The organism is Microbacterium sp. NPDC055988 (assembly GCF_042269505.1).
Classification (GTDB): Bacteria; Actinomycetota; Actinomycetes; order Actinomycetales; family Microbacteriaceae; genus Microbacterium.
The window spans coordinates 2040375-2059230 of the sequence record NZ_JBHJXY010000001.1; the positions used below are offsets into that span (position 1 = coordinate 2040375).

Consider the following 18856-nt stretch of genomic DNA (forward strand, 5'->3'; position numbering starts at 1 on the left):
CCACTCCATGGACGATGACGTTCTGGCACGTGTGCGGCGCTCGCTTCCCAAGGTGAGTGCGGCGGAGGCGCGTGTCGCGGAGACGATCCTCGGCGACCCGACGCTCGTCGTGGATCTGGCCATCAACGATCTCGCCCAGCTCTGTCGCACTTCGCTGTCGACGGTGGCACGCTTCTCCCAGTCGCTGGGGTATAGCGGCTACCGGGAGCTGCGCGTGGCGGTGGCGCGTGCGATCACCCTGGAACAGGCGCAGCAGGCACGGTTCGGCCTGGACACGACGGCCATCGACCCCGATGACGGGCCGACGGCGATCGCCGCGAAACTCGCCGCGCAGGAGATCGACGCGATCGAGAAGACCGCGCTCGCCCTCGATGCCGTCGCCCTCGACCGGGTCGCCCGTGCGGTGGTCGACGCGCGACACATCGATCTCTTCGGCCAGGCGGCTTCGTCGCTGACGGCGCAGGACCTGCTGCTGAAGCTGTCGCGCATCGGGTGCTCCGTCTCGCATTCGCCGGACCCGCATCTCTCGGTGACGACGGCGTCGCTGCGAACCGCGGATGACGTCGCGATCGCGTTCTCGCACGGCGGGGAGACTGCAGAGACCCTGCGTGCTCTCGAGGTCGCGCGGGACTCGGGGGCGCTGACGGTCGCCGTGACCAGTGTCGCGGACTCCGCTCTGGCGCTCGCGGCGGATGTGGTGCTGCTGACCCACGCGCACGAGTCGCCGTTCCGGATGGCGGCGATGTCGAGCCGCATCGCCCAGCTCGCTCTGGTCGACGTGCTGTTCGTGCGCGTCGTGCAGCACCGCGGCGAGCCGGTCGCCGTATCGCTGCAGCGCACCCACGACGCGGTCCCCGCCCGTCGCCGCCGCAGCTGAACCCGGTGCCTCCCCCGCGTGGGGAGGAATCCTCCGTGTCAGGCGGAGAAATCCGGGGCAGAGTTCCGCCGCACGGCGAGTTCTCCTCCCGCGGCGCGGCTCAGTCGACGTGGTCGCGCGTGCTGAGGAGCGCGCGGGTCGCGATGCGGTGCCCGCGGGCGACACTCCCCGTGAGGGACAAGCCGGTCAGCACTCCGGCGAGGAATCCTGCCGCGAACGCGTCTCCCGCGCCGATGGTCTCCACGACGGGGGCATCGAGCGCGTCGCTCTCCGCTCGCTCGTCTCCGTCGAAGGCGACGGCTCCGCGGGAGTCGGTCACCACCAGGTATCGCGGCTGGGGGAACAGCGCGCGCAGCTCCTGGGGGTCACTGCTCCCGAACACGGCTTCGGCATCGGGGCGCGTGCAGAACACGATGTCGGCGCGGCGGGCGAAGTCCGACACGATCGCCCTGCCCTCCGCCTCGCGGCCGCGCCACAGCGCCGGGCGCCAGTTCAGGTCGAAGCTCACCAGGCGGGCGTGACGATCTTCCGCGAACAGCGCGTGTTGGGCGGCGAGTGCGGATGCCGAGAGGGCGGGCGTGATCCCGGAGGTGTGCACGAGCGAGGCCTCGGCGAGGAGGGCGGATGCCGCCGGCGCGGCCAGGGTCTCGGGCGACATCGCGGCGGCGGCGGACCCCGCGCGGTAATAGTGCATCGTGCCGTCGACGGCGCCGTCCACGCGGGCTACGAGCTCCTTCACGTAAAGCCCGGTCGGCGCCTGATCGTCGACCTCCACGGCCGCATCGTCGACGCCGTGCGCGCGCAGTTCCGCGGTGAGGAAACGTCCGAATCCGTCGTCGCCGACCCGGGAGACGACCGCGGTGCGGATGCCCGCCGACGCCAGAGCGATGGCGGTGTTCCACTCGGCACCGGCCAGGGAGCGATGGAAGGTTCGGCACTCCTCCAAGGGGCCGACGGTGGCGGCGACGAGGGCGACCATGCCCTCACCGAAGCAGACGGCGAGCGAGGTGGAGTCGGACACGGTCTGGACACTACCCGATGGGCAGGGCTCTCGCCGATACCGGATTGCAACGTGTATGGGTTTGGCATCTGCCGATCCGCTGGGTACCGTCTAGTCATCACCGTCCCCGAGGCGAAGAAGCCTCGGGACGCGCAACGAAGCGCCCGACAGGGAAGGTCACACAATGCACCAATCAGTCACGCGTCGGCGAGGACTCATCGCCGTCACCGGAGCCACGATCGCCGCGATCGCCCTCGCAGGGTGCGTCGCCAGTGAGCGAGGCGATGACGGCGAGAAAGCTGCAGGCGATGTCGACGGGACGTTCGTCTTCGCGGCATCCTCCGATCCGGCCAGCCTCGATCCCGCGTTCGCGCAGGACGGCGAGAGCTTCCGCGTCTCGCGCCAGATCTTCGAGGGTCTGGTCGGCACCAAGCCCGGCACGGCAGACCCGGCGCCGCTCCTCGCCGAGAAGTGGGAGTCGTCCGACGACGGCATGTCGCACACGTTCACCCTCAAGGAGGACGTGACCTTCCAGGACGGCACCCCGTTCAACGCCGAGGCCGTCTGCGTCAACTTCGACCGCTGGTTCAACTGGACCGGTCTCGCTGCGTCCGAGGCGTTCGGGTACTACTACAACAAGCTGTTCAAGGGGTATGCCTCCAACGCGGCCGATGCCGTGTACAAGTCGTGCACCCCCGATGGCGACTACTCGGTCACGATCGAGCTGAACAAGCCGTTCGCCGGGTTCATCCCGTCGCTCTCCCTCCCGTCGTTCGCGATGCAGAGCCCGTCGGCGCTGCAGGAGTTCGGTGCGGATGAGGTCGCCGGCTCCGCCGAGGCGCCGCAGCTGTCGGAGTACGCGATGGGGCACCCGGTCGGCACCGGCCCGTACCAGTTCGACGAGTGGGCGCCGGGCGAGCAGGTCACGCTCAAGGCCTACGACGACTACTGGGGCGAGGCGGGGCAGGTCGACGAGATCATCTTCCGCACGATCGACGACCCGACCGCTCGCCGCCAGGCGCTCGAGTCCGGCTCGATCGACGGCTACGACCTGGTCGGTCCCGCCGACACCAAGGCGCTGGAGGACGACGGCTTCACGATGGTGTCGCGCCCGCCGTTCACGATCCTCTACCTGGCGTTCAACCAGGCGATCCCGGAGTTGCAGGACCCGAAGGTCCGCGAGGCGCTGTCGTACGCGGTCGACAAGGACGCGCTCATCAGCCAGGTCCTCCCCGAGGGCACCCAGAAGGCGACGCAGTTCGTGCCGGAGGTTGTCAACGGGTACAACCCGGATGTCACGACCTACGATTACGACCCCGCGAAGGCCAAGGAGCTGCTCGCCGAGGCCGGCTACGACGAGGCCAACCCGCTGAAGCTCACCTTCAACTACCCGGTCAACGTCTCGCGTCCCTACATGCCGGACCCCGAGCAGATCTACACCGTTCTGTCGTCGCAGCTGTCCGAGGTCGGCGTCGAGACCACCCCGGTCTCGGAGGAGTGGGTCGAGTACCTCGACCGCACCACCGGCACCGCCGATCACGGCATCCACCTGCTCGGCTGGACCGGCGACTACAACGACACCGACAACTTCGTCGGCGTCTTCTTCGGACAGAAGAGCTCCGAGTGGGGCTTCGACAACCCGGAGCTGTTCCAGAAGCTGACCGAGGCGCGCGGCGTCTCCAGCCTCGACGAGCAGACCCCGCTGTACGAGGACATCAACGAGATGGTCGCCGAGTTCATCCCCGGTGTCCCGCTCGCGCACCCGGCGCCGACGTTGGCGTTCGATCCCCGCGTGAAGAGCTACCCGGCCAGCCCGGTGAACGACGAGGTCTTCACCGACATCGTCCTCACCAAGTAGTCGGCCTGACCACCTGATATGCCGAGTCCCGGTTCCGCACGTGTGCGGGACCGGGGCACGGCGTACCTTCTGATCGACGGAGATCTTCGTGCTGCGCACCATCGGCAGGCGACTGCTGTTCCTCATTCCCACTCTGTTCGGGCTCAGCATCCTGCTGTTCGCCTGGGTCAGAGCCCTTCCCGGCGGCCCCGCGGTCGCCCTTCTCGGCGAGAAGGCCACACCGGAGGCCGTCGCCAGGGTCAACGAGCTCTACGGCTTCGACAAGCCGCTCATCGAGCAGTACTTCATCTGGATCGGACGTCTCCTCCAGGGCGACTTCGGCACCTCCATCCAGACGAACCGACCCGTGGTCGAGGAGTTCATGCGCCGCTTCCCGGCGACGCTCGAGCTCAGCGTCATGGCGCTCATCTTCGCGGTGGGCGTCGGCATCCCGCTCGGGTACTGGGCCGCTCGACGGCACGGCAAGTTCACCGACCACGCGTCGGTGGTGATGAGCCTGGTCGGCATCACCATCCCGGTGTTCTTCCTGGCATTCATCCTGAAGTACGTCTTCGCCGTGCAGCTCGGATGGCTGCCGTCTGATGGCCGTCAGGATCCTCGGATAGATGCCACCCATCCCACCGGGTTCTACGTGTGGGACGGCATCATCACCGGAGAATTCGACGCCGCGTGGGATGCCATCCTGCACCTGATCCTGCCCGCGCTCGCGCTCGGCACCATCCCGCTCGCCATCATCGTCCGCATCACCAGAGCCAGCGTGCTGGAGGTGCAGAACGCGGACTACGTGCGCACGGGGCGGGCGAAGGGCGTCGGATCCTCGACACTCCGCAGCCGCTTCATCCTGCGCAATGCGATGCTCCCGGTGATCACGACCATCGGCCTGCAGACCGGACTCCTGATCTCGGGCGCGGTGCTCACCGAGACGGTGTTCGCGTTCCCCGGCATCGGGTCGTTCCTCGCGAGGGCCATCTTCACCAGGGACTTCCCCGTGCTCCAGGGATTCATCATCTTCATCGCCATCGCGTACGCGCTGATCAACCTGGCGGTCGATGTCTCCTACAGCTTCATCGACCCGAGAGTGAGGGTGCAGTGATGTCCCTCCCCATCGTCCGAAAGGAGGCGGTCGTATGAGCATCGCTCTCCCGCCCGCCCAGGGCCCGTCTGCAGAGAGCGGCGGCAGCATCGACACCGTCGCGATCGCCCAGGCGGATCTGAAGAACGGCTCCGGCGGATACTGGCGAGACGTGTTCCGCCGCCTCCGCCGCAATCCGACGGCGTGGATCGGCGCGATCATCGTGCTGCTGTTCCTCCTCGTCGCAGCCCTCGCTCCCTGGCTCGCTCCCTATCCGGAGACGGCACTGCCCGGCGCGAAGTACATCACGCCGACCCACATCCCCGGTCCCGGCGAGGTGCCGGAGTTCCCCTTGGGACTCGACCGCTTCGGCGGCGACGTGCTGTCCAAGCTCATCTGGGGTGCACAGGCATCGCTCATGATCGGCGTGATCTCCACCGCGATGGGTCTCGCCGGTGGAATGATCCTCGGCCTCCTCGCCGGCACGTTCGGCGGATGGGTCGACACGCTCATCATGCGCGTCGTCGACATCATCCTGTCGGTGCCGAACCTGCTGCTGGCGGTCTCGATCGCTGCGATCCTCGGGCAGACGCCGTTCGCGATCATGATCGCGATCGGGGCGTCGCAGGTGCCGATCTTCGCGCGTCTGCTGCGGGCCTCGATGATGCAGCAGCGATCGAGCGACTATGTGCTCTCGGCGCAGACCCTGGGGCTCGGCCGCGGCAGCATCACGATGTCGCATGTGCTGCCCAACGCCATCGGTCCCGTGATCGTCCAGGGCACCCTGACGCTCGCGACCGCCGTGATCGATGCGGCAGCGCTGTCGTTCCTCGGTCTCGGCGGCGGCGGCCCCGCGACCGCCGAGTGGGGGCGCATGCTCACATATGCGCAGGCCGAGCTCGCGATCGCACCGTGGCTCGCGTTCCTCCCCGGTATCTGCATCGCCGTCACCGCGCTCGGCTTCACCCTGCTGGGCGAAGCGCTGCGCGAGGCGATGGACCCCCGGACGAGGGCGCGATGAACGCCCGCGACGAAGGCGCGTCGCGCGCCGCGAAGGAGAATCAGATGTCGACCGAGCCGCTGCTGTCGGTCCAGGGACTCGCGGTGGACTTCGCCACCCTGGACGGGGTCGTGCACGCCGTCGAGGGCGTGGACCTCGAGATCCGTCCCGGGGAGACCGTCGCGATCGTGGGCGAGTCCGGTTCCGGCAAGTCGACGACGGCCATGGCCATCATCGGTCTGCTCGCCGGGGGAGGGAAGGTGGCGTCCGGCAGCATCCGGCTCGACGGGAAGGAGATCTCCCACGCGCCGGAGCACGAGCTGCGGACGATCCGTGGTCGCGACATCGGCCTCGTCCCGCAGGACCCGATGTCGAACCTGAACCCGGTGGCGAAGATCGGCACCCAGGTGGCGGAGGCGCTGCTCGCGCACGGACTCGCCACTCGGCAGAACGTGCAGGCGAAGGTGGTCGAGGCCTTGACCGCAGCCGGCCTCCCCGACCCGGAGCGCCGTGCCAAGCAGTATCCGCACGAGTTCTCCGGCGGCATGCGTCAGCGAGCGCTGATCGCGATCGGTCTGGCGTGCAATCCGCGACTGCTGATCGCCGACGAGCCGACCAGTGCGCTCGATGTCACGGTGCAGCAGACGATCCTCGACCAGATCGGGCAGATGACGCGCGAGCAGGGGACGGCCGTGCTGCTCATCACCCACGACCTCGGACTCGCCGCCGAGCGCGCGGAGCGGGTGGTCGTGATGCATCGAGGCAAGGTGGTCGAGCAGGGCGCCGCCCGTCAGATCCTCGAGGACCCGCAGCATCCGTACACGCAGTCGCTCGTCAAAGCGGCGCCGTCGGTGGCGGCGGCGCGACTGCGGCCGGAGGCGTTCCGGGTGCAGGAGAGGGATGCGGAGGCGGATGCCGTCGCCGATGCAGCTCCCGCCGACAACATCGTCGAGATCGAGAACCTCACCAAGGTGTATCCGGTGCGGGGTCGCGGCGAGGACTTCGTGGCCGTCGACGACGTGTCGCTGGTGATCCCCCGCGGCGAGACCGTCGCGATCGTGGGGGAGTCCGGTTCGGGCAAGACCACGACCGCGCGGATGCTCCTGAAGGTGATCGAACCCACGAGCGGGCTGATCCGTTACGAGGGCAAGGACATCGCGTCGCTGAGCAAGGCGGAGACGAAGGAATTCCGCCAGCAGGTGCAGCCGATCTTCCAGGATCCGTATTCGAGCCTGAACCCCATGTTCACGATCGAGCGGCTGATCGGGGAACCGCTCGACTTCTACAAGCGGGGGAGCAGCGCAGACCGGCGCACGCGCGTTCGCCAGCTGCTCGACGACGTGGCGCTGCCGCAGTCGATGCTGCGCCGGTATCCGTCCGAACTGTCCGGCGGTCAGCGGCAGCGTGTCGCGATCGCGCGGGCGCTCGCGTTGTCTCCCGATCTGATCGTGTGCGACGAGCCGGTGTCGGCGCTGGACGTGCTGGTGCAGGACCAGATCCTGAAGCTGCTCGGCGACCTGCAGCGCGAGTACGGGCTGAGCTACCTCTTCATCTCGCACGACCTCGCAGTGGTGCGCCTCATCAGCGACTACGTGTGCGTGATGAAGGACGGGAAGCTGGTCGAGGCGGCCTCCTCGGAGGAGATCTTCACGAACCCGCGCGACCCGTACACGCGGCGTCTGCTGGCGTCGATCCCGGGCAACGAGCTGAACATCGCGTCCTGAGGCCGCCTCGCCGAGACCCCGGTCTTCCGCCGAGACCCCGCACTGCGGGCATCGGCAGGCCGGGGTCTCGGCACGAACACGGGGTCTCGACGGAGGTGATCGGATGCTCATACCGCAGCATCCGAGATTGGTCAAGGATTGAGGTTGCCATGTCGCACAATCGTGCGTATAGTTGGTAGTTGCGCTCGCTTCTCCCTGCCCTCATATGGTGGTCGGCATCTGTTGAGTTCCCGGGCGCACACTCCACCTGACGACAAAGGAATCGAGAAGCCCTGCGGGGCTCACGGAGGTTATTCCCTTGGCTGCTGCTCGCAACGCATCCACATCCACCACCACCAAGAACGGACGCGGAGCTTCCCGTCTTTCGTTCGCCAAGATCTCCGACACGCTGACTGTCCCAGACCTTCTTGCCCTGCAGACCGAGTCCTTCGGTTGGCTGGTCGGAAACGACGCCTGGAAGGCGCGCGTCGCCGAGGCCAAGAAGCAGGGTCGCACCGACGTCAACGAGAACAGCGGTCTCGGCGAGATCTTCGAGGAGATCTCTCCGATCGAGGACCTCGGCGAGACGATGCAGCTGTCGTTCACGAACCCGTACCTCGAGCCGGAGAAGTACTCGATCGAGGAGTGCAAGGAGCGTGGCAAGACCTACGCCGCTCCGCTGTACGTCGAGGCCGAGTTCATGAACCACCTCACGGGTGAGATCAAGACCCAGACGGTCTTCATGGGCGACTTCCCGCTCCAGACCGACAAGGGAACGTTCATCATCAACGGCTCCGAGCGCGTCGTCGTCTCGCAGCTCGTGCGCTCGCCGGGTGTCTACTTCGACAAGACCCCCGACAAGACGAGTGACAAGGACATCGTGTCCGCTCGCGTCATCCCGAGCCGTGGTGCCTGGCTCGAGTTCGAGATCGACAAGCGCGACCAGGTGGGCGTGCGCGTCGACCGCAAGCGCAAGCAGTCGGTCACGGTCTTCCTCAAGGCGCTGGGCATGACCAGCGAGGAGATCCTCGCCGAGTTCGCCGGCTACACCTCGATCGAGGAGACGCTCGCGAAGGACACGATCGTCACGAAGGAAGATGCGCTCCGCGACATCTACCGCAAGCTCCGTCCGGGCGAGCAGGTGGCCGCCGAGGCCGCTCGCGCGCTGCTGGACAACTTCTACTTCAACCCGAAGCGCTACGACCTGGCCAAGGTCGGTCGTTACAAGATCAACCACAAGCTGGGCCTGGACCAGCCGCTGAACTCGTCGGTGCTCACCGTCGAAGACATCGTGGCCACGATCAAGTACCTCGTCCGCCTGCACGCAGGCACCGAGGAGACCTTCACGGGCATCCGCGGTGGCAAGAAGGCCGAGATCCGTCTCGCGACCGACGACATCGACAACTTCGGCAACCGTCGCATCCGCGCGGTCGGCGAGCTGATCCAGAACCAGGTCCGCACCGGTCTGTCCCGTATGGAGCGCGTCGTCCGCGAGCGCATGACCACGCAGGACATCGAGGCCATCACGCCGCAGACCCTGATCAACGTGCGCCCCGTCGTCGCCGCGATCAAGGAGTTCTTCGGAACGTCGCAGCTGTCGCAGTTCATGGACCAGAACAACCCGCTCGCGGGTCTGACGAACAAGCGTCGTCTCTCCGCGCTCGGCCCCGGTGGTCTCTCGCGTGACCGCGCCGGCGTCGAGGTCCGTGACGTCCACCCGTCGCACTACGGCCGCATGTGCCCCATCGAGACGCCTGAAGGCCCGAACATCGGTCTGATCGGTGCTCTCGCGACGTTCGCGCGCATCAACTCGTTCGGCTTCATCGAGACGCCGTACCGCAAGGTCGTCGACGGTGTCGTCACCGAGCAGATCGACTACCTGACCGCTTCCGAAGAGGTCGACTTCAACATCGCGCAGGCCAACGCCCCGCTCGATGCCAAGGGTCGCTTCCGCGAGAGCCACGTCCTGGCCCGCCCCAAGGGCGGCAGCGGCGAGGTCGACCTGTTCGTCCCCGAGGAGATCGGCTACATCGACGTCTCCCCGCGCCAGATGGTGTCGGTCGCGACCTCGCTCGTGCCCTTCCTCGAGCACGACGACGCACAGCGCGCCCTCATGGGTGCCAACATGCAGCGTCAGGCTGTGCCGCTGCTGCGCAGCGACTCGCCGCTCGTCGGAACCGGTATGGAGGGCTACACGGCCATCGACGCCGGTGACGTGCTCACCGCCGAGAAGGCCGGTGTCGTCTCCGAGGTCTCCGCGGACCGCGTCGTCGTCATGCTCGACGAGGGCGGCACGCAGGAGTACCACCTGCGCAAGTTCGACCGCTCCAACCAGGGCACGTCGTACAACCAGAAGGTCGTCGTCAACGCCGGTGAGCGCGTCGAGGTCGGAGAGGTCATCGCCGATGGCCCCGCCACCGAGAACGGCGAGCTGGCCCTCGGAAAGAACCTCCTCGTCGCGTTCATGACGTGGGAGGGCTACAACTTCGAGGACGCGATCATCCTGAGCCAGGACCTGGTGAAGGACGACACCCTCTCCTCGATCCACATCGAGGAGTACGAGGTCGACGCGCGCGACACCAAGCTCGGCAAGGAGGAGATCACCCGTGACCTCCCCAACGTCAGCCCGGAGCTGCTGAAGGACCTCGACGAGCGCGGCATCATCCGAATCGGCGCCGAGGTCCGCCCCGGCGACATCCTCGTCGGCAAGGTCACGCCGAAGGGTGAGACCGAGCTTTCGGCCGAGGAGCGCCTGCTCCGCGCGATCTTCAACGAGAAGAGCCGTGAAGTCCGTGACACCTCGCTGAAGGTGCCCCACGGTGAGCAGGGCACGATCATCGCCGTCAAGGAGTTCAACGCCGAGGACGGCGACGACGAGCTCGGCTCGGGCGTCAACCGCCGCGTCGTGGTCTACATCGCCCAGAAGCGCAAGATCACCGAGGGTGACAAGCTCGCCGGCCGTCACGGCAACAAGGGTGTCATCGCGAAGATCCTCCCGATCGAGGACATGCCGTTCCTCGCGGACGGAACTCCGGTCGACATCGTGCTCAACCCGCTCGGCATCCCCGGTCGAATGAACTTCGGTCAGGTCCTGGAGACCCACCTCGGGTGGATCGCCAAGCAGGGCTGGAAGGTCGAGGGCACTCCGGAGTGGGCTTCCCGTCTGCCGGAGCACGCCTTTGAGGCCGCTCCCGGCACGAAGGTCGCCACCCCGGTGTTCGACGGTGCGAGCGAGGAGGAGATCGCCGGTCTCCTCGACGCGACCATCCCGACCCGCGACGGTGTCCGCCTGATCGACTCCTCCGGAAAGGCCCAGATGTTCGACGGCCGCTCGGGTGAGCCGTTCCCGGCTCCGATCTCCGTGGGCTACATGTACATCCTGAAGCTGCACCACCTGGTCGACGACAAGATCCACGCACGTTCCACGGGTCCGTACTCGATGATCACCCAGCAGCCGCTCGGTGGTAAGGCGCAGTTCGGTGGACAGCGCTTCGGTGAGATGGAGGTGTGGGCCCTCGAGGCCTACGGCGCCGCATACGCGCTCCAGGAGCTCCTCACGATCAAGTCCGACGACATCCTCGGCCGCGTCAAGGTGTACGAGGCGATCGTCAAGGGCGAGAACATCCAGGAGCCCGGCATCCCCGAGTCCTTCAAGGTGCTCATGAAGGAGATGCAGTCGCTCTGCCTGAACGTCGAGGTCCTCTCGGCCGACGGCACGCTGGTCAACCTCCGCGACACCGACGACGAGGCGTTCCGCGCCGCAGAAGAACTCGGTATCAACATCTCCAGCCGCTTCGAGGCCGCCTCGATCGACGAGATCTAACCCTTCGACAGGCTCAGTGCCCACTGGGTGGCTGAGCCTGTCGAAGCCCAGACTTCTCAAAAAGAATTCCGACACAGGAGAATCAGTGCTCGAGTCAAACACTTTCGATGAGCTTCGCATCGGCCTGGCCACCGCGGACCACATCCGCGCGTGGTCGTACGGTGAGGTCAAGAAGCCCGAAACCATCAACTACCGCACCCTGAAGCCGGAGAAGGATGGTCTCTTCGGAGAGCAGATCTTCGGCCCGTCCCGCGACTGGGAGTGCGCCTGCGGCAAGTACAAGCGTGTCCGCTTCAAGGGCATCGTCTGCGAGCGCTGCGGCGTGGAGGTCACCAAGAGCTCCGTCCGTCGTGAGCGCATGGGTCACATCGAGCTCGCCGCTCCCGTCACCCACATCTGGTACTTCAAGGGCGTGCCCTCGCGTCTCGGCTACCTGCTCGACATGGCGCCGAAGGACCTCGAGAAGGTCATCTACTTCGCCGCCTACATGGTCATCTCGGTCGACGAGGATGCTCGTCACCGCGACCTGGGCACGCAGGAGAACAACATCCGTCTCGAGCTGAAGACGCTCGGCGACCGCCGCGACTCCAAGATCGCGGAGCGCCTGGCCAAGCTGGAGGAGGAGCTCGCTGCCCTCGAGGCAGAGGGTGCCAAGGCCGACGCCAAGAAGAAGGTGAAGGACGCCGCCGAGAAGGAGATGTCCCTCATCCGCAAGGGTGCCGACGAGCAGATCGCCAAGCTCGAGCGCGTGTGGGAAGACTTCCGCACCCTCGAGGTCGGGGCGCTCCGCCCCGAGGACGACGTCTTCCACGAGCTGCAGGACCGCTTCGGTCAGTACTTCGAGGCCTACATGGGCGCCGAGTCGATCCAGCGTCGCCTCGCGGCGTTCGACCTGGTCGCCGAGGCGGAGAACCTGCGCCTGCAGATCTCCGAGGGCAAGGGCCAGCGCAAGATCCGTGCGATCAAGCGCCTCAAGGTCGTCAGCTCGTTCCTCGAGACCGGCATGAGCCCGGCCGCGATGGTCCTCGACGTCGTCCCGGTCATCCCGCCGGAGCTGCGTCCGATGGTCCAGCTCGACGGTGGCCGTTTCGCGACGTCCGACCTGAACGACCTGTACCGCCGCGTCATCAACCGCAACAACCGTCTTCGTCGTCTGATCGACCTCGGTGCCCCCGAGATCATCGTCAACAACGAGAAGCGCATGCTGCAGGAGGCCGTCGACGCACTGTTCGACAACGGCCGTCGCGGTCGTCCCGTCACCGGTACCGGCAACCGTGCCCTGAAGTCCCTCAGCGACATGCTGAAGGGTAAGCAGGGTCGCTTCCGTCAGAACCTGCTCGGCAAGCGCGTCGACTACTCGGGCCGTTCGGTCATCATCGTCGGCCCGCAGCTGAAGCTGCACCAGTGCGGTCTGCCCAAGCAGATGGCGCTGGAGCTCTTCAAGCCGTTCGTGATCAAGCGTCTGATCGACCTCGGTCACTCGCAGAACATCAAGGCCGCCAAGCGCGCGGTCGAGCGCACCCGTCCCGAGGTCTGGGACGTGCTCGAGGAGATCATCCGTGAGCGTCCGGTTCTGCTGAACCGTGCACCCACGCTGCACCGCCTCGGCATCCAGGCGTTCGAGCCGCAGCTCGTCGAGGGCAAGGCCATCCAGCTGCACCCGCTCGTCTGCGCGGCGTTCAACGCCGACTTCGACGGTGACCAGATGGCTGTGCACCTGCCGCTGTCGGTCGAGGCTCAGGCCGAGGCCCGCGTGCTGATGCTCGCGTCGAACAACATCCTGAAGCCGTCCGACGGACGCCCGGTCACCCTGCCTTCGCAGGACATGATCATCGGTCTGCACCACCTGACCACGGTCAAGGAGGGCGCAGCCGGTGAGGGTCGTGCATTCGGTTCGGTGGGCGAGGCGATCCTGGCCAAGGACGAGGGCACCCTCGACCTGCAGGCGAAGATCCGCATCCGCATCCCGGGTCTGACCTTCCTCGAGGGCGAAGCTCCCGAGGGCTACGAGCGCCACGGTCTCGTGGACGCTTCGCTGGGTCAGGCGATCTTCAACGACACGCTGCCGAAGGGCTACCCGTTCGTCCGCGAGCAGGCTGACAAGAACAAGCTGTCGCAGATCGTCAACAAGCTGGCCGAGGAGTACCCCAAGGTCGAGACCGCTGCATCGCTGGACCGCATCAAGGACGCCGGCTTCTACTGGGCCACGCGCTCCGGTGTGACCGTCGCCCTGAGCGACATCCTCACCCCGCCGAACAAGGCGGAGATCGTCGCGGGCTACGAGAAGCAGGCCGCGAAGGTCCAGTCGCAGTACGAGAAGGGTCTGACGACCGACTCCGAGCGTCGCCAGGAGCTCATCAAGATCTGGACCGAGGCGACCGACGAGGTCCAGGCCGCGATGAAGGCGAACTTCCCGGAGGACAACACCATCAACCGCATGGTGTCCTCGGGCGCCCGTGGTAACTGGCTGCAGATCCGGAACATCGCCGGTATGCGTGGTCTGGTGAACAACCCCAAGGGTGAGATCATCCCGCGTCCGATCATCTCCTCGTACCGCGAGGGTCTGTCGGTTGCGGAGTACTTCATCGCGACGCACGGTACCCGTAAGGGTCTGGCCGACACCGCTCTGCGTACCGCCGACTCGGGTTACCTGACCCGTCGTCTGGTGGATGTCTCGCAGGACGTCATCATCCGCGAAGAGGACTGTGGCACGTCGAAGGGCCTCGAGCTCCCGATCGCCGCTCCGAACTCGCAGGGCGAGCTGGTGCGCGACGCGAACGTCGAGAACTCGGTGTTCGCTCGTACCCTGGCCTCCGACGTGGTCGACAGCAAGGGCGAGGTCCTCGCTTCTGCCGGTGACGACGTGGGTGACGTGCTGATCGACAAGCTGGTCGCTCTGGGCGTCGAGACCATCAAGGTGCGCTCGGTCCTGACCTGCGACTCCGCCGTCGGTGTCTGCGCGCAGTGCTACGGCCGTTCGCTCGCGACGGGTAAGACCGTCGACATCGGCGAGGCCGTCGGCATCATCGCGGCCCAGTCGATCGGTGAGCCCGGTACCCAGCTGACGATGCGTACCTTCCACACGGGTGGTTCGGCATCGGCGGACGACATCACGCAGGGTCTTCCCCGTGTGCAGGAGCTCTTCGAGGCGCGTACCCCCAAGGGCGCGTCGCCGATCGCCGAGGCCGATGGCCGCATCGCGATCGACGAGACCGACAAGGGCAAGAAGGTCATCCTGACGCCCGACAGCGGTGAAGAGCCGGTCATCTACCCGGTGCTGAAGCGTGCGACGCTTCTCGTCGAGGACGGGCAGCACGTCACGGTCGGTCAGCCGATCCTGGTGGGCACGCTCGACCCCAAGGAGATCATGCGTGTCATGGGTGCTCGCGAGGTGCAGCGTTACCTCGTCGGCGGCGTCCAGGGCGTGTACCGCTCGCAGGGTGTGCCGATCCACGACAAGCACATCGAGGTCATCGTCCGTCAGATGCTCCGCAAGGTCACTGTCGTCGATCACGCCGACACGAACCTGCTGCCGGGTGAGATGGTCGACCTCAAGCGCTACCAGTCGATCAACCGTGAGACCGTGGCAGAGGGCAAGCGCCCCGCGTCGGGACGACCGGAGCTGATGGGTATCACGAAGGCGTCGCTCGCGACCGAGTCGTGGCTGTCGGCCGCCTCCTTCCAGGAGACGACCCGCGTGCTCACCGAGGCTGCGATGCAGGGCAAGCGCGACCCGCTGGTCGGTCTCAAGGAGAACGTCATCATCGGTAAGCTCATCCCCGCCGGAACCGGTCTCTCGAAGTACCGCGACGTCACGGTCGAGGCCACCGAGGAAGCCAAGAGCGAGCGCTACCCGAACCGGATCTTCGCATCCGACGGTGCGTACGCCGACGGTGACTTCGGTTACGTCGACTTCGACGCGTTCTCGACGGACGACATCACCCCCGGTACTTACAACTGAGTGCTGAGTGATTGAGGAAGGCCCCGGGGTTCGCCCGGGGCCTTCTTCGTGCCCTCGGCGATGTTGCCGGTCCCGCCGAGTGCACAACTTCGGAGATCGCGGTGGGCGCGCCGCTCTCTGGGCCGTGGGCGCGGCGTGTCGGGCCTGATCTCCGAAGTTGTGCGGCCGACGCGTCGCCGGGAGGAGCCTCGCTCGGCAGGGAACATCGTGTGGCGCGTGCGAGGTGCGGGGCCGGCGGGGAAGTGGGCGCGGTAGTGTCGGCGGGTGAGCAACGAGACATCCTCCCGGTCCGTGGTCGTGATCGGCGACGCTCTGATCGACGAGATCCACGACCATGCCGGTGTGCGCGAGCTCGTCGGCGGAGCAGCGCTGAACGTCGCCGTGGGCCTGCGTCGGCTGGGGATCGACACCACGCTGATCGCCATGGTGGGCGAGGATGAGGCCGGCGGCCACATTCGCGAGTATCTGTCCGATCACGCGGTGCGTGTGATCGCGAGCGATGCGCCGCTCGGCTCGTCGCGGGCGATCGTGCGGCGCGCGGCGAACGGAGAACCGGAGTACGTCTTCAACGAGGCGGCCCGGCAGCGCAGCATCCGGTATTCGGACGAAGCTCGAGCGGCGATCGCGGATGCCGGGCTCGTCGCGATCAGCTGCTTCCCCTTCGACGCGGCGGCCGAGGTGGATGCTCTCGTAGATGCTCTCGCCGATGCACGTGTCGCCGTGGATCCCAATCCACGCCTCGGGATGCTCCGTGATCGCGTCGAATTCGTCCGCGGTTTCGAGCGGATCGCGGCATCGGCGGCTATCGTCAAGGTCGGCGCCGACGATGCAGCGGTTCTCTACGATGGCGACCTCGACGCGCTGCGCGGGCGCCTTCGCGAGATCGGCGCCGCCGCGGTGCTGGCTACAGCGGGTGCTGCCGGGGCCACGCTCGACACGGACGCGGGCATCGTCTCCGCACCGATCACCCCGCTGGCCGGTGACGTGATCGATACGGTCGGGGCGGGCGACGCGACGCTCGCAGCCGTCGCCGCCGGGTTGGTGTCCGACTCACCGACCGCGCGGGATGAATGGCGCGTGCTCCTCCTCCGGGCCATGGACATCGCGGCCGCGACGTGCCGTGCGGAGGGCGGTCTGCTGCGCACTCCGGAGTCGTCGGCGGATGCCCAGCGCGGGGTCCGCGGCAGCTGACGGTTCGATTTCTTGCACCCGCCCCGGGCAGGTATGCTTGTCTTTCGTGCCCCCGGTTGGCTGTTCAAGTCGGACGGGTGCGCTCTGGCGAGTTACCCAAGCGGCCAAAGGGATCTGACTGTAAATCAGACTGCTCTGCATTCGGGGGTTCGAATCCCTCACTCGCCACCAATCACCGTGATGGTCCGAAAGGCCGCCGACTCGAGTCGGCGGCCTTTCGGCGTGCTACGGCTCCTTGCCGGCGCGCACCGGGCAGGCTCCCCGAAGGGCACTCGGATCGCGATCGCTCATGTCGTACACAGGTCGCCGAGGCCCGCTACAGTCTGAACCGAACCGTCTACGAGAGGCAGCGCCGATGACCGATGCAGAAAGGCTCGCCGAACTGGAGAAGGAGCACCTCGAACTCGTGCTGCGGCGGTTCGACCGCAAGGACGCATGGGAGCTCGGGCGTTCCATCGCAGAACGAGCACTCGAAGCAGGCCACCCGGTCGCCGTCGACGTTCGCACCTCGTCAGGGATCCTGTTCCATGCGTCGCTTCCGGGCGCGACCGGCGACAACGATTCCTGGGTGGAGAAGAAGGCCGCGACAGCCCTCCGCTTCGAAACGAGCACCGCGCTGCTGGAAGCGCGCATCGAGAACGGCGGGCGCGACATGCACGAACCGGGTTGGCTCGATCCCGCTGCGTACGCCGTCGCGGGCGGTGCTGTGCCCATCCGCGTGGAGGGAGTGGGCGTCGTCGCGGTCGCGACGATGTCGGGGCTGCCCTCGACAGAGGATCACGACAACGTCGTCGACAGCATCCGGCGGCTAGATCTGCTCGTCGGCTAGCACCACCGGGGCGCTGCCCGTGAGCGCGTACTCGGTGCCGTCCGCGCGGCGTTCCACGAGCTGGTAGTCCACGAGGTATCGGCGCAGCACCGCCACGTCTTCGGAGTAGGGGAGGAGCCGCGCATTCACTTCCCGTTCCGTCAGGACCTCATCGGCGGAGAAGACCTCGCGGGCGACCCAGGCGAGGAGCTCGCCGCGCTCTTGCAGGTTCGCCGGGTACTGGCGGATTCGCTTCCCGTCCGTGAACCGTTCGATTCCTTCGCGCCGGGGAACGGTGGCCGACGCCAGAATCTCTCGGAACACGTCGGGCGCGAGCGCCTGGATCTCCGCGTCGACCAGCCCGCTCTGCACGACCGCCTCGGTCACGCGTCGACGTCGAGAGGGCGAGAGGCCGGCCGTGGCCGTCTCGAGGCTGCTGCCCAGCATCACTTCGGCGGCGACCCGGCGCGTCTCCGGGTTCGCGAGAATCGCGATCAGCGGTCGCCAGCCGTTCGAGTCCATCGCACCATCTTTCTTCCGCAGCGCCGCCTCGTGCTCCCGCCTCGAGTGAGGGGAACCTCCTGCAGGCTACTTCGTGTGGTCATCTCGACGCGATATGCAGGTGACACCGAGGCCCTCCATCCGCCACACTGAGTCCCATGGGATCAGCGTTGACCACCATCGGACTGCCCGTCGCTCTGGGCATCATCATGCTCGGCCTCGGCCTCAGCCTCACCCTCGCCGACTTCGCGAGGGTCCTGAAGCAGCCGAAGGCGGTGATCGTCGCGCTGCTCTGCCAACTCGTCCTGCTGCCGGCGATCTGCTTCGGACTCGTGCTGGCGTTCCAGCTCCCGCCGATCCTGGCGGTCGGCATGATGATGCTGGCCGCATCTCCCGGCGGAACCACCGCCAATCTCTACAGCCACCTGTTCCGCGGGGACATCGCGCTGAACATCTCGCTCACCGCGGTCAACTCGGTCATCGCGGTGATCACGCTGCCGATCATCACCAACTTCGCCATCGCCTACTTCCAGCCGTTCGACGACCGACTCGGACTGCAGTGGTCGAAGGCGCTCGAGGTCTTCGCGATCGTGCTGCTGCCGGTGGCACTGGGCATGCTCGTGCGGCGCTTCTGGCCGAAGTTCGCCACGGGCATGGACAAGCCGGTGCGCATCGCCTCGGTCATCATCCTGATCGTCGTGATCGCCGGCGCTGTGGCCTCGAACTGGACGCTGCTCGTGGCCAACTTCACGCAGCTCGCCCTCATCACCGTGCTGTTCTGTCTGATCAGCCTCACCATCGGGTTCCTGGTCCCTCGGATGCTGCGGGTGGGGAAGAGACAGGCGATCGCCACGTCGTTCGAGATCGGCATCCACAACGCGACGCTCGCGATCGTGATCGCTCAGTCCGTGCTCGGCTCCGTGGAGCTGAGCCTCCCCGCAGCCGTCTACGGAGTGCTCATGTTCTTCATCGCGTTCGGTTTCGGCTTCCTCATCCGGGACCGGTCGGACGCAGGCGCAGAAGACGTGACTGCGCCCTCGGGCGTCGCGCGTTCATAGACTG

12 protein-coding genes and 1 tRNA gene are annotated in these 18856 nt (G+C 66.8%); 11 read left to right on the forward strand and 2 right to left on the reverse strand.

Going from position 1 to position 18856, the window contains the following annotated elements; all coding sequences use genetic code 11:
• Positions 1–7 precede the first annotated feature (7 nt).
• Positions 8–877, forward strand: a complete 870-nt coding sequence (locus tag ACFC14_RS09800; protein WP_376103569.1) for a MurR/RpiR family transcriptional regulator — start codon at positions 8–10, stop codon at positions 875–877.
• Positions 878–977: 100 nt separating this feature from the next.
• Here the strand turns inward: ACFC14_RS09800 and ACFC14_RS09805 are convergent, their stop codons facing one another.
• Positions 978–1898 (reverse strand): sugar kinase, encoded by a 921-nt coding sequence (locus ACFC14_RS09805; RefSeq protein ID WP_376103572.1) that lies wholly within the window; start codon positions 1896–1898, stop codon positions 978–980.
• A 163-nt stretch (positions 1899–2061) separates the two neighbouring features.
• On the opposite strand from ACFC14_RS09805, the gene ACFC14_RS09810 reads away from it, so the two are divergent.
• From ACFC14_RS09810 to ACFC14_RS09850, 9 genes are all read left to right on the forward strand, one after another.
• Positions 2062–3735, forward strand: a complete 1674-nt coding sequence (locus ACFC14_RS09810; RefSeq protein ID WP_376103574.1) for an ABC transporter substrate-binding protein — start codon at positions 2062–2064, stop codon at positions 3733–3735.
• An 88-nt stretch (positions 3736–3823) separates the two neighbouring features.
• The gene (locus ACFC14_RS09815; RefSeq protein WP_136042918.1) at positions 3824–4828 is read left to right on the forward strand and encodes an ABC transporter permease; all 1005 of its coding nucleotides are present in this window, start codon (positions 3824–3826) and stop codon (positions 4826–4828) included.
• A 34-nt stretch (positions 4829–4862) separates the two neighbouring features.
• On the forward strand, positions 4863–5828 hold the full coding sequence (locus tag ACFC14_RS09820) for an ABC transporter permease (RefSeq protein ID WP_376103577.1): 966 nt from the start codon (positions 4863–4865) through the stop codon (positions 5826–5828).
• On the forward strand, positions 5825–7531 hold the full coding sequence (locus ACFC14_RS09825; RefSeq protein ID WP_376103580.1) for an ABC transporter ATP-binding protein: 1707 nt from the start codon (positions 5825–5827) through the stop codon (positions 7529–7531). The genes ACFC14_RS09820 and ACFC14_RS09825 overlap by 4 nt, the downstream gene beginning before the upstream one ends.
• A gap of 298 nt (positions 7532–7829) precedes the next feature.
• Positions 7830–11333 (forward strand): DNA-directed RNA polymerase subunit beta, encoded by a 3504-nt coding sequence (locus tag ACFC14_RS09830; protein ID WP_376103582.1) that lies wholly within the window; start codon positions 7830–7832, stop codon positions 11331–11333.
• Positions 11334–11418: 85 nt separating this feature from the next.
• Entirely contained in the window at positions 11419–15294 is a 3876-nt protein-coding gene (gene rpoC, locus ACFC14_RS09835) for a DNA-directed RNA polymerase subunit beta' (protein ID WP_029261838.1), read from the forward strand.
• A gap of 264 nt (positions 15295–15558) precedes the next feature.
• The gene (locus ACFC14_RS09840) at positions 15559–16485 is read left to right on the forward strand and encodes a PfkB family carbohydrate kinase (protein WP_376103586.1); all 927 of its coding nucleotides are present in this window, start codon (positions 15559–15561) and stop codon (positions 16483–16485) included.
• An 86-nt stretch (positions 16486–16571) separates the two neighbouring features.
• A tRNA-Tyr gene (locus tag ACFC14_RS09845) sits at positions 16572–16656 on the forward strand.
• A 184-nt stretch (positions 16657–16840) separates the two neighbouring features.
• Positions 16841–17314, forward strand: coding sequence for a heme-binding protein (locus tag ACFC14_RS09850; RefSeq protein WP_376103589.1), 474 nt, complete (start codon positions 16841–16843; stop codon positions 17312–17314).
• Here the strand turns inward: ACFC14_RS09850 and ACFC14_RS09855 are convergent.
• Entirely contained in the window at positions 17294–17815 is a 522-nt protein-coding gene (locus ACFC14_RS09855; RefSeq protein WP_376103592.1) for a DUF2087 domain-containing protein, read from the reverse strand. The genes ACFC14_RS09850 and ACFC14_RS09855 overlap by 21 nt on opposite strands.
• 137 nt (positions 17816–17952) lie before the next feature.
• Between ACFC14_RS09855 and ACFC14_RS09860 the strand changes: the two genes are divergently transcribed.
• Positions 17953–18852 carry a bile acid:sodium symporter family protein gene (locus ACFC14_RS09860; protein WP_376103595.1) on the forward strand — a complete coding sequence of 300 codons (900 nt, stop codon included), beginning with the start codon at positions 17953–17955 and terminating at the stop codon, positions 18850–18852.
• Positions 18853–18856 lie beyond the last annotated feature (4 nt).

What these genes read in the sequence shown, in the direction of transcription:
- ACFC14_RS09800 (WP_376103569.1), top strand. Translation starts at nt 8, where the DNA reads ATGGACGATGACGTTCTGGCACGTGTGCGGCGCTCGCTTCCCAAGGTG.
- ACFC14_RS09810 (WP_376103574.1), top strand. Translation starts at nt 2,062, where the DNA reads ATGCACCAATCAGTCACGCGTCGGCGAGGACTCATCGCCGTCACCGGA.
- ACFC14_RS09820 (WP_376103577.1), top strand. Translation starts at nt 4,863, where the DNA reads ATGAGCATCGCTCTCCCGCCCGCCCAGGGCCCGTCTGCAGAGAGCGGC.
- ACFC14_RS09825 (WP_376103580.1), top strand. Translation starts at nt 5,825, where the DNA reads ATGAACGCCCGCGACGAAGGCGCGTCGCGCGCCGCGAAGGAGAATCAG.
- ACFC14_RS09850 (WP_376103589.1), top strand. Translation starts at nt 16,841, where the DNA reads ATGACCGATGCAGAAAGGCTCGCCGAACTGGAGAAGGAGCACCTCGAA.
- ACFC14_RS09855 (WP_376103592.1), bottom strand. Translation starts at nt 17,815, where the DNA reads ATGGACTCGAACGGCTGGCGACCGCTGATCGCGATTCTCGCGAACCCG.
- ACFC14_RS09860 (WP_376103595.1), top strand. Translation starts at nt 17,953, where the DNA reads ATGGGATCAGCGTTGACCACCATCGGACTGCCCGTCGCTCTGGGCATC.